The organism is Frateuria sp. Soil773 (assembly GCF_001428405.1).
In the GTDB taxonomy this organism is placed as follows: domain Bacteria; phylum Pseudomonadota; class Gammaproteobacteria; order Xanthomonadales; family Rhodanobacteraceae; genus LMSL01.
This window is the reverse complement of sequence record NZ_LMSL01000036.1, coordinates 1-13,166: the sequence shown is the minus strand read 5'-3', so window position 1 is coordinate 13,166 and position 13,166 is coordinate 1. Positions and strand designations below refer to the sequence as shown.

At 63.4% G+C, this 13,166-nt stretch carries 2 protein-coding genes; both read left to right on the top strand.

Annotated elements, in window-relative coordinates; genetic code table 11:
• A complete protein-coding gene (locus tag ASG87_RS11410; protein WP_082582921.1) occupies positions 1-6,657 on the top strand; it encodes a type I polyketide synthase in 6,657 nt (2,218 codons plus the stop codon).
• Positions 6,654-13,166, top strand: a 6,513-nt coding sequence (locus ASG87_RS11400; protein ID WP_157511049.1) for a condensation domain-containing protein, incomplete at its 3' end; no start/stop codon positions are given. The genes ASG87_RS11410 and ASG87_RS11400, both read left to right, overlap by 4 nt.

Below are 13,166 nucleotides of genomic sequence, written 5' to 3'. Positions count from 1 at the left end.
ATGAGCTCGCACGCATTTCCCGTTGTCGCCGTGATCGGACTATCGGGCGCCTTTCCTGGTTCGCATGACGTGCCGAGCTTCTGGCGCCATCAGGCCGAGGGCAAGGTTGCCACGCGGCATTTGAGCCCTGAGGAGCTACGCGCTTCCGGCGTTTCGGAAGCGAAGATCCACGATCCCAACTATGTCCCGGTCGAAGCCGCGCTGGCCGATTTCGACTGCTTCGACGCCGAATTCTTCGGTGTTGCGCCACGTGATGCTGTGATGATGGATCCGCAGCATCGGCTGGCGCTCGAGCATGCCTATTGGGCGCTGGAGAATGCAGGCTACCGGCCGCGCAGCGTACCGCACAGCACGGGCCTTTTTCTGGGCATCGGCTACAACAATTACATGCTGCATTATGTGCAGTACGCATCGGCTGGCCAGGATGCCAACGGCGAGCTGGCCGTGCTGCTTGGCAATGACAAGAGCTACGCAGCCACGCGGATCGCACATCGGCTCAATCTGCGCGGTCCATGCATGGCCGTGGATACCGCCTGCTCGACCTCCCTGGTGGCAGTGCACCAGGCCTGTGCTGCCCTGCTTGCGCAGGAGTGCGACATGGCTCTGGCCGGTGGTGCGCGCGTATTGCTTCCTCCCGGGCAGGGTTATTCCTACGTCGAAGGCGGCGTCTATGCGCGCGATGGACTGTGTGCCCCGTTCGATGCGCGGGCAGCGGGTACGTTGCAAGGCAGTGGCGTCGGCATGGTGGTATTGCGTCGACTGGAAGACGCCCTAGCCGATGGCGATCCGATTCGGGCCCTGATCCGGGCCAGCGCGATCAACAATGATGGCGCCGCGAAGATCGACTATGCAGCTCCATCGGTGGCTGGTCAGGCCGAGGTCATCGAGGCAGCCCTCGCCTTGGCGGACATCGATCCGGCGACGATCGCGTATGTCGAGACGCATGGCACTGGAACCGCGCTTGGTGATCCGATCGAGTTCGCGGCGCTGCAGCGCGCTTTCAAGAGGAGCAGGACCACGCGTCGAGATCGCTGCTATCTCGGTGGCGTAAAAGCGAATATCGGCCATTTGGATGCTGCCGCAGGCGTTGCCGGCCTGATCAACGCGATCGGCGTGCTCGAACAGCGCCGCGTTCCACCCATGGCGAACTTTCAGCACATCAACCCACGCATCGACCTGGAGCAATCGGCATTTTCCGTGCCGACAGAGGCGGTGCCTTTGGCAACCGAAGCCGGACACGCCTGCTTGGCGGCCGTTAGCAGTTTCGGCATTGGAGGCACCAATGCACATGTCCTGCTGGAATCGGCTCCGGCGCCAGAACCCACGAAACGCAGCCGCCGCTATCAACTTCTTCCCCTGTCGGCGCGGTCGCCAGACGCGTTGGCACAGTTGGCCCGCTCGGTTGGCGCGGCCATTGCGACACAGGTTGATCTCGACGCCGTTGCGCAAACCTTGCAGCACGGGCGAGATCTGCATGTCTGGCGAGGCGTGCTGGTTAGCGACGACCCGGGCGCGGCGGGCCAGCGCTGGATTCACGATACGCAGGCCTGGCTGGCCGAGAGCGTGGATGCCACCACGCCGCCAACCTCGATAGCGTTCCAATTCCCCGGCCAGGGCACCTTGCCCGTGGCGGTGGCCGCGCCACTGTACGGAGCGTTTCCGGGCTTTGCCGAGGCGCTGGACGATGCGCTTTCCGACGCGCCTGCCGGTGTGAGGGAGCGCTTGCTCGATACCGGTGTGGTTGCCGGTGCCGATGATGAAGTCGAGCAGGTCGCCTTGGTGGTGTTCCAATATGCGCTGGCGAAGACCTTGATGGGCATGGGCCTGCGGCCGACCACCGTACTCGGGCACAGCCTTGGGGAATATGTGGCGGCGGCGGTTGCGGGGGTGTTCGATTTGCAGACGCTGATCCGCCTGGTCAGCGCCCGAGGCCGCGCAATGGCGAAGATGCCGGTAGGCGGCATGCTGTCGCTGGCCTTGCCGGAAGTGCGGGTGCGTGAGCTGTTGGCCCGCCACCGGGATCTTGATCTGGCGGCGATCAATACCGGCGACCAGTGCGTACTGGCCGGCTCGTCCGATGCACTCGCCGCGCTCGAGCATGAAGCGGCGGAGCGCGCCTGGGTATGCAAGCGGCTGAACGTCCAGCGTGCCTTCCATTCGCGTCAGACCGAAGCGGTTTTGCCCGAGTTCGCCAAGGCATTTGCCGACCTGCACCTGAACGCTCCGAAATGCGAGCTGATTTCGAACGTACTCGGCGATGTGGTGAACCAGGAGCTGACCCAGCCCGAGTACTGGCTGCGGCATCTGCGTTCGCCGGTACAGTACGGCCGCGGCATCGAGCGCTTGCGGCAACGCCAAGGCGTGGTACTGATCGAAGTGGGTGCGGGGCAGGTCTTGACCGCCTTGGCGAAAGCGCAGGGCCTGCCTGCGCGGCAGGTTTTTCCGCTGTTGCCGCAGGACGCACGGGGGGGCGAATTCGCTCTCCTCAAGAGTTTGGGCGGACTGTGGCAGTTGGGTTTGCCAATGGATTTGGGGGAGCTTGATGGGCGGGTGAGGCGTCGCCGGGTGCCCTTGCCGGGCTATCCGTTCGCACGAAAGCGCCATTGGTTGGATCTGGTTCCCGAGGATTGGCAGTCGGCGCCGGCGTGGAAGGAAGGCGGCATGGCCCATCCTCACCATGAGGAAACGGGCGTGCCGGATCCTTCTGACTCGCGGCCATCCGGTCCGATCCTTTCGGCCTCGGTTTGGCAGCGTGACGCATCGATCGGTCTGGAGTCCGCAGCGAGCATGGAGCCTGACCGCCTGATCGTGCACGGCGATGCAGAATCGATTTTGGCCGGGAGGCTTGGAGAAGCGCTGCAAGCGTGTGCGGTCAGGCTCGACCGGCTACAGGATGCCCTGGCCGACCGGTCGCCAGGTGCGGCTCAACTGCTTCCGCTGCAGGTGCTCTACGTTTTCCCGAAATCGGCCGCTGGCAGCATGCTTCAGGCCGACCTGCCGGATCGCCTGGAATCGGCGCTGGTGGATTTGTTCCGGGTTGCACGCCTTTGTTCGGACAGCGGCGAGCGCATTCAACTTCGCTTGTTGTCGACCGCAGCCATGGATGTGCTGGGCGACGGCAGGGTCAATGCGCTGCACGCCGCACTTGCCGCGTCGGCAAGGAGCTTGGGTCTGGAGCATCCCGAGCTGGACATCCGCCTGCTGGATCTACCCGACGACGATGGCGACACCGACCTGTCGCTCGACGTGCTGCCGCGCATGCTCGCCGAAGGCGGCGATGTGACCGAACGCGCCATCCGATTTGGCAGGGCTTGGAAGGAGGAATTCCAGCTATTGCCGATCCGCGAGCGGAAGATGGCGGCGCTTCGGAAAGGAGGCCGCTATCTGGTCCTCGGCGGCCTCGGCGGCGTCGGCCGCGCACTGGTCCTGGCCCTGACCGAGCCGGCCGAAGCACGCGGCGCGCATTTGATCCTGGTCGGCCGTTCGCAACTGCCGCCCCAGTCGGAATGGGCCGCGATCCTAGACGCGGGCGGCGATCCCGAAGCTTGCGCACGTATTCGTTGCTTGCAGCAGTTGCAGGCGCGGCAAGTAACTTTCGACGTGCGGATAGCCGGTTCCGGTTCGATCGACTTGCCTGGTTGGATGGAGTTCATTGGCTCCTGCGGTCCTCTGCACGGTGTCGTGCATGCGCTGGGCCAGCCCGGCGAGGGGGTTGCCCGGACGCGTGAGCAGGATGCGATTCGACGCGTATTGCGGACAAAAATCCTGCCTCTGCTTGCTGTCTTGAACATGGCGCCATCGCATGTCTTGGACTTCGTCCTGCTGGTGTCGTCCTTGGCCTCGGCCGCAGGCGGGCCAGGACAGGCTGACTATGCCGCAGCTAATGCAGTGCTGGACACTGTCGCGCGTGCTAACGGCGCGGCGAAATGGCTGGCGGTCAGTTGGGACCAGTGGGCCGATACCGGCATGTCGCAGACGAGCGGCGGCTTGCGCTGGTGGGATCGGTCGTGCCTGCCGCCAAGTTGGACCCAGGCCACGAAAGCCGGCCAGACACGCTTTCGAATTCAACGCGAGCGGGACTGGAGCTTGCGCGAGCATGTACTGACTGGTGTTCCGGTTCTGCCGGGCACGGCCATGATTGATTTGTTTCTGCGTGGCTCGGGAACTTCAGCGATCCATGATCTGCAATGGTTGGAAGCGGCTGTCGCGGACGCCCACGGCGGGATTGACGCGGAGCTGCGGATTACTCCCCGTGGCGCTGAAACCGAATTGGAGCTCCTGCGCCGTCGAGGCAATCAACCGCCGCAGATTTTGGCCTCGGCTTGGCTCTGTACTGGGGCCGACGCGCCACCGATACATTCGACCCGCGACGTCGAGGCGATTCAGGGCCGACTGGCACGGACGCTGGCCGCCACGCCGGCAGCAGTGCGAGACGTACTGCCCGCTTATCGCTCGGGCGTACTGCAGCTGGGTCCGCGCTGGCAGTCGATCCAATCAATCCATGTCGGCGAGGGCGAACTTTTGGCGGAGTTGGCTTTGCCCTCCGAATTCGAACACGACCAGACCTATGTGTGCGTACATCCGGCATTGCTCGATTGTGCAACGGGTCTGTTGGCTGCATGCCTGCTGCCGGAAGGCGCCGGTGCCATGATTCCGGCTTCAGTGAGGGAAATACGCCAGTTTGCGCCACTTCCGTCCAGGTGCTGGTCCTGGGTTCGTCGTAATCAGGACCGGCATGGACATCGCTTCGACATCGACCTGATCGCTCATTCCGGCGAAGTCGTGGCATACCTGCATGGTTTCGAGTTGCGGGCAGTGGGAGGGAACCGCTTGCCCCATGCGAACCCGGCGGTGGCCGAGATGGGCCAAGGCCTGACGCCTGCACAGGCACTGGCACCCTTGGCTGCCTTGATCGAAACGAAGCAACCGGCACATGTGGTGGTGAGCTTAGGCAGGGTGATGCAGCGCCGCGCCGATTGGCGACGCTTGAGCATGGGCGCGGAGGCACGGACGGCTGTCGGCTCGGTCATGGTCGATGGCGACGACGTCAGCTCATTGCATCGTGAACTGGCTGGCCTGTGGGCCGAGCAACTCGGCCTGACCCAGGTCTCGCTGGACGACGATTTCTTCCAGATCGGCGGCAATTCGCTGAGTGCCATGCAAGTCGTGGCCAGGTTGCGTGAGCGGCGCGGGCAACAATTCGAGGTCAGGGCCCTGTTCGAGCACCCGACCTTGCGGCGCTTTGCCGAGTTCGTCGGCATCACCGAGGAGTCGGCACGGGCGGTGACAAACTTGGTGCCCAAGGGGCCGGAGCTTCCGGATCATCCGTTGTCGCCGCAGCAGCAGCGCCTATGGTTCTTGGCCGAGACGGAGGACGATGCCGCTACCTACAACATTCCTGTTGTCGTCCGCCTGCGCGGCTTGCTGGACTTGGGCCGACTGCGCCGAGCGCTGGTGCGCGTATGCGAACGTCATCAGGTATTGCGTCTGCGCTGGTTCAGGCAAGAGGGCGAGCTCCGACAGTCACTGTCGGCTTTACAGGGTGCATTACCAGTCATCGACCTGCGGGGCCTGTCCACGGAAGATCGAACGTACGAGTCCCAGCGCCTGATCGCCGCAGATGCCCGCCGTGGCTTCTCATGGTTGTCGGAGGCATTGCATCGAGAGGCGTTGGTTTGCGTCGACGCCGAGCAGCATATCCTGATGGGGTGTCTGCACCATGCGATCGCCGATCACTGGTCGGTCGGCAATCTGCTGACCGACCTCTCGCAGGCCTATGATGGAAAGGCGCTTCCCGCCTTGGCACGCGATTATCTCGATTATGCCTGGTATCAGCACACCGATGCTGTACGGGCGCTGCGGGCCGATGGGCTGCGGTTCTGGCGGCAGGCCTTGCGCGAGGCGCCCGAATTGCTCGAACTGCCCTTGGACCACCCAAGGCCGGCTCGACAGAGCAATCAGGGAGCGCGGCAGGAATATCGTCTTCCGGCTTCCCTGTGCGCCCGTTTGGAACGACTGGCCCTGCAACAAGGCGCCAGTTTGTACATGGTATTGCTTGCTGCGTTCAAGGCCATGCTCAGCAGCTTGAGCGGGCAGACGCATCTGGTGATCGGCACTCCCGTAGCCAATCGTCCGGAGTCGTTCGAGCCGTGCCTTGGCTTTTTCGCAAACACCATTGCCATTGCCACACGTTTCGCAGCCGACAGCCGATTCATCGACGTACTGGCGGCGGTTCGCAGCAGCGCCCTCGACGCCTATGCGCACCAGGATGTGCCGTTCGATGAAGTGGTGTCTGCAGTGGTCGACAAGCGTCGCACTGCGTTCGCACCCTTGGTGCAATGCCTGTTCGTGTTGCAGAACGCGCCCGGCGAAGCCCCCGCCGGTGGTGGCCTGAACATGGATGTCATCGACCAGAGCACCCATACCGCCAAGTTCGATCTGGTGCTGGCGCTGTACCAGGACCAGGCGGGAATCCGCTGCATCGTGGAGTACCGCCGGGAATTGTTCGAGGCCAGCAGCGTGCATGCTCTGCTCGATCGATACCAGCGTTGCCTGAAGACCGCTATAGATGACCCCGAATGCCCCATCAAAGAACTGGCGGGCAATGATCCGGGCGCAAAGGCGCCGGTGAGCGACCTGGAGGAGTTTGTTCTATGAACGCGCGTGACCTGCATTGGCGCCTGCACGCCCGCGGTATCTCGATCGGGATTCATGAAGGACAGTTGCGTGTCCGTGCACCTCAAGGGACCTTGAACGAGTCGCTCAAGACCGAGTTGCGCAGCCAGCGCGACGAGCTTTTGGTCTTGCTGAGAGAGCCTGCGGGCCTGCCTGGCGACCAGGGTCTGTGGGCGGCGGCAAGCGGCCATCCGGATCGAGTGATTCTGGTCGCCCAAGGCCAAGGCGTCACGTTGGCCGATATGAGCAAGCCGATTGCATGGGATGCTTGTGCCGACACCGCGCTCGAAGCCGACGAACTGCTGCGTGCGGCCTCGACAGCGTTCGCTCAAGGGAAGGCGTTGCACGTCCATTTCTCCGAGGCCGGACCGCGCGTTCGATGTTTGCCGGATCGGGCAGCGGGCTTATACCTGGATTGCGGCGAAGGCCGGATACACGTCGGCTTGGAGGCCCTGCGGCGCTGGTGTGCCAGCGAGGTCTGCGTGCACGACGGGGAGTCGGTATGGGTATCGCACCTGGGACGACACCCGCATGGATTGCTGATGGCCATCGCGGCCCTCGCCGCTGGCGCCATCGTACATACGGGCACGTCGCCGACGGACGTGGACCTCGACTTGGTCTGCGGAGACGAGCTGGCAGCGCTGCCCAGCATACTGGCGCGTCGTGTGCTGGTTCTGGGCGATGCGACTGGGGGAGCCTCTATCCAGAAGGCGCTCGCCGAGCATCCTCAATGCTGCGTGGTACTCCAGAACTGTCTGCCGGAAGGTTGGGTACGTCTGCAGAACTGCCTGTACACGACATGCGAACAGGGTCGCTTTGATCTGGTTTCTGCCGAAGTGCGGGATGACGAAGGCGCACGCGTCGATACGCTGGGGCATGGCAGCTTGCACGTCGATTTGGACGGGCAGGCGGTTTTGACCGAGTTGCACCCGTCGTCGGCACGGAAAGGCTGGTTGGATACCGGTCTGCAGGCACGCGTGATCGGGCACGGGAGCTGGGAGCTGCGGAACCAAAATCGCGGCGAGTACCTGGGCTGGCGTCTGGATCCGGCGCTCTATTCGGCTTGTGTGAAGCGCCTCGCAGGCGTCGCCGATGCACGATGTCGACTGGGATCAGACTCGCTGGGGCGAGGACTGATGCTGCTGGAGCTTGCCCTGGACGTCGATGCCGTCGATCGTGATTGGCGCAGCGAGGCGCTGGCAATTTGCCGTGCCCATGGCTTGGCGGCGCCACTACCCTTCGTGGTGCGCGCCATGGCCAGGCTTGCTACTGGTGACGTCATGGACGAATGGATGCCGGAATGGATGTGGGATGAGGCCGACTCTGCACATTGGCGTGCCGAGCTCGAAGATCGCCACGATCGCTCGGCGTTGCTACGCGATGTGGACAAGGTAGATGCACCACGTCTGCATTTGGACGACCTCGTATCGCCGTCGATGCGGCCGAGTTCGGAACCTGGAAAAGGCAATCGAGCAGCGACGACTGACGAGCTGGCGCTTGGCGAGCCGGAGGGAACGTCGCCGTCCGATCAAGGTCCGGCGCGGGCATGGAGCCTGGTAGCCACTCCCGCCTGTGAGACTCCGTTCGTCGCAGAGACGCTGCCCGGACTGTTGCGTCATGCAGCGTCGCAAAGCGACAAGGGGTTGCTGTTCGTCGATGCCCAAGGAAAGGAACTGGCGCAAAGCTACCGCGACCTGTTGCAAACGGCCGGCCGTGCTGCCGCGGGTCTGAAGGCACTAGGAGTTCGCGCCGGCGACCTGATCGTGCTGCAGGTCCGCGGCAATCCCGAATTGCTGGCCGCCTATTGGGCATGCATTCTGGCCGGTGCGGTGCCGATGCCCCAGGGCCTGCCCAAAACACTTGGACAACACGACAACGATCTGCGCAAGTTGGCAAATATCTGGCAGAGCTATGGGCAGCCCAGGATTCTAGCGAATGGAGATTTGTTCCATGAACTGCCCCAAGCGATTGCCGCCATCCAGGGAAGGCAGCCGCAGCTGATCGATCTTTCCCAAGTACTGGCCTGCGGGGCCGAGTATGCCGAGGTGTCCGTCGAACGTGATGCTCCCGCAGCGATGTTCACCACGTCCGGTAGTACGGGGTTGCCCAAAGCAGTCGTGCAGACGCACCGTACGATTCTGAGCCAGGTCCAGGCGGCGGTGAGCCTCAACGCGTTGACGGCGGCCGACACTTCGATGACGTGGATGCCGCTGGATCATGTCGGCGGCTTCATCATGTTCCACTTGCGCGAGATGGCCACTGGCGCACGCCAGGTCATCGTCGAGAAGGACACCGTACTGGCCGATCCGGTACGGTGGCTCGATCTGCTGGATCGCTATCAGGCTGCCAGCACCTGGGCGCCGAACTTTGCGTTCGCGCTTATCAATGCCCAGGCCGAGACGATCGGGCGTCGCCGGTTCGACTTGTCGCGGCTTCGCACGATCACCAATGCTGGCGAGCTGCTCACGCCACGGACGACGCGGCGTTTCCTGGAGTTGATGGGCCGGTTCGGTCTGCGCGAATCGGCGATGCAGCCGGCCTGGGGTATGACGGAGACCTGCTCGGCAACGATCTACCTGACCGATTTCCAGCTCGCGTCGACCGACGACGACGATGAGGCAGTCTGCCTCGGCAGCCCGATTGCCGGCATGGCGATGCGGATCGTCGATGAGCAGCAACAGATGGTGCCGGAAGGGATCAACGGGCAATTGCAGGTACGGGGAGGGTGTGTCACGCCGGGTTATTTCGACAACCCGGATGCCAATGCGTTGAGTTTCACGGAAGATCGTTGGTTCTGCACGGGCGACCGCGGGTACATCCGCGATGGGCGCCTGTTTCTGACCGGCCGCATCAGCGACACCATCATCGTCAATGGCATCAACTATGCCGGCCACGAAATGGAATCCGCCCTCGATCAGTTGGATGGCGTGGCGGTGTCGTTTACCGCGGCCTGCGCGCTGCGCCGACCGGGCGACGACACGGATGTGTTGGCCATCTTCTTCAGCCCGGATACTGGTGCCAGTGGCGATCGCAGAACCACCTTGCAGGCAATCCAGAGGCAATTGTTGGAAGGATTCGGGCTGCAGGCTGCCGTTCTGGTGCCGCTTGCGAGTGAGCGCATTCCGAAAACTTCGCTGGGGAAGATCCAGCGCGCGCAACTTCGAAAGGATTTGCTGGCTGGCCTTTTCGATCGTGAACTGCGCGAGGTCGACCTGCTGCTGGCCAACGAGCGGACGTTGCCCGAGTGGTTCTATCAATGGCGATGGCAGGCCTCTGCGCTCGCCTTGCCGAAACGGCCGCATGTCCAAACCTTGCGCTGCCTGAATTGGCCCGGCCGCCTGGGTACTGGGCAGCCCATCGCGCTGGCAGGGCTCGAACCTGCCTGGATCCGGGTCGATGACCTCCATGGCTTGGATTGGGACGACAGCCCCGAGCAGATTCTCGTATGGTTCTGGGAGCCAACTGCGAAGCCGGAGAGCTTGTTGGCGCGGATCCTCGAATCACAGCGGTTGCTGCGTAAGCTTGATGGCCATGTCGGGCAAGGGCGCATCCGCCTCATCGTTGCGTCGGTCGGCGCCCAACCGGTTCGCGCCATCGATTCTGCCGATGCGGCGCTGGTGGCCGTTCTGGCTTGGCTGCGCTCGGCGGCGGCGGAGCTTTCCTGGTTGACGGTACAAAGCCTGGATACCGATCCCGATGCCACGGCACTGCGCAACCTGCATTGGCTGCGCGACACTCTTTGGGCCAACGACTCCGAACCCGCGCTGGCATGGCGCGATGGCCGGCGGTATGTGCAGCGGCTCAAGGCCCTGCGCCCTCAGCAGGCGCGGGAACCGTTGCTGGCCGCCCAGCAGTACTGGATTCTGACCGGTGGTCTTGGCGGCATCGGGGCGCAACTGGCGGGCTGGATGCTGCGGTCCGGGACTGGGCGTGTCGTGCTGACGGGGCGCGTGTCACTGGACGATCTGCAATCGGCGGCGGAGACAGGAGATAGCAACGCGGCATCCCGTCTTCGTGCCTGGCAGGCGCTGGCGCAGTTTGGCGAACGGGTAGCCTATGTCCGTGCCGACCTGAGCGAGAGCGATGGCCTGATGCCGGCCACGATGATGGCGGAGCAGAGCGGGTTCGGCGCTCTCGAAGGTGTGATACATCTGGCTGGCCACGGCCACTTGAACCAATTCGCCGATCCAGACCTGCGCGCGTTGAACGAGTGCGCCGAGTCCATCCAGGCGTTTCTGGCTCCCAAGGTCGATGCCATGGCGAGCCTGCATGGGTTGGCGGCGCGTTATCCGGGCTTGCGGCTGGTGCTGCTTTCCTCGGTCCTCAGCCAGGACGGCAGCGCCGGATTTAGCTCCTATGCGGCCGCCAACGCTTACTGCGAGGCCTCCGCGGCGGAGTTGCGCCACGCTGGCGCGGGCAGCGTGCAGGTATTTTCGTTCGGTATCTGGCTCGATCTCGGCATGAGCCATGGCGGCCTGAGCGCGATGGTCGAGGCGGCGCGCGCGTCCGGTCATTTGGCCTTGTCGGCGGTCCAGGGCCTATCCAGCCTCGCAGCCGCAATCGCATCGGACTGGCCGCGGGCGAGCATCGGCCTGGACCCGGTCGCACCTCGCTATCGCTGGCGCCTGGATAGCCCGGATGCACCGCTATATCGTCTGCATGCATTTGCGGAAGCAAAAGATGCATTGGACCCGCCAGCACCCTTGGCCTTGAAGGATCGCTTCGGGCACACTCGCATGCTGGAAGTCCAGCCTGTCTGGCCTTGGCCGCTGGATGCTTCCGGCAATACCGATGCGGCGATGCTTTTGCGCGATACAGGGGGCGCCAGGGATGGGTTGCTTGACGATGAGTCCGTTCGTGCCATGGGCGAGCTTTGGTCGGCGTTGCTTGGCACCGCCATCAGCCGTGCCGATGCCAGTTTCTTCGAGCTCGGCGGCAACTCGTTGAAGGCCGGGCAGCTGCTTCATCGGGTGCGCGAACGGTTCCGCGTCGAGGCGCCGCTGGGCTTGTTGTTCCGCGAACCCACGTTGTCAGGCTTTGCCAAGGCCGTCGCCGACCTGCAGGCGACCGAATGCACGTCGTTGCCCGATTTGGCCCCTGTCGCCCGCGATCGAAAGTTGCCGTTGTCATTCTCGCAACAACGCCTGTGGGTATTGGATGCGGTACACGGCACGTCGGCGGTCTACAACGTAGCCTTGGCCCTGTCAGTGACCGGCCCATTGGACGTACTCGCCATGGAACAGGCGCTGGTAGGCCTGGTTCGACGGCACGAGGTTTTCCGCACGCAGTTTGTCGAGGGTGACGAAGGTCCGGTCCAGGTCGTGCTGGATGAGGTGGATTTCAAGCTCGAGCAGATTGAATCGGACGATGTACCGGCCCATGACCTGAAGCTGGCCGACCTCTCGACGCATACGTTCGATCTGCGCCAGGCACCGTTGTTCCGTGCGCATCTCCTGCGACTATCCCCCAATCGGCACACATTGTTGCTGATGATGCATCACATCATCTCGGATGGCTGGTCGTTGGGTGTACTCGCGCGCGAGTTTCGTGCGCTCTATGAGGCGGCTCACCTCGGCCTGGAAAACCCGTTGCCTCCGCCTGCGTTGCAATATGCGGACTATGCGGTATGGCTGCGGCGACGCCAGGAGGCCGGCGACGTCGCTGCGCAGGAACGCTACTGGCAAGGGCAGTTGCAGGATGCGCCGGCCTCGCTCGAATTGCCTTCGGTTCGCCCTCGGCCGGCCGTGCAGGACATGCGCGGTCGAAGTTTCGAAATCACGGTACCCGCTTCTCTGCGCGATGAGTTGCAGGCCCGGGCCAAACGCGAGCGTCGGACGCTGTTCATGATGCTTCTTGCCGGAGTCCAGGTGACGCTGGCAAGGCTCTCGCAGCAATACGACCTTGTTGTCGGCACGCCCGTGGCCAATCGTCCCGAGCCGCGGCTGGAGTCGTTGATCGGTTTTTTTGTCAACAATTTGCCGATCCGCTCGCGGCTGCGCCCTGGTATGAGTCTCGACGAGGCGCTCTCGGTAGTTGAACAAAGCGTCCTCGGCGCCTTCGAAAATAGTCTTGTTCCGTTCGAGCGCATCGTCGAATTGAGCGGGGTGCCGCGCCAGCTCAGTCATTCACCGCTGTTCCAGGTCATGGTGGTCCTGCAGAACGCACCGAGCGATGAGAGCGACATTGGAGAGTTGCGTTTTTCTCCGGTCGTGACAGACACCGGAACCTCAAAATATGACCTCACCTTGATGTATCGGGAGCACGAGCAGGGTCTGTCGCTGTTTGTCGAGTATGCGACTGACCGCTTCGAGGAGGCCACGATAAAGAGCTGGCTTCAGGCTATCGAGTCCTGCCTGGCGGAGATCGCCAACTACGGCACGCAGCAGTTGGAGCAACTGCCTATCTGGCAACCGGAAATGCTCGACCGCGAGCTGCATGCGTTCAACCGGAGCGAGCAAGAGGGACTGCGGGAGGGCGACCTGGTATCGGTG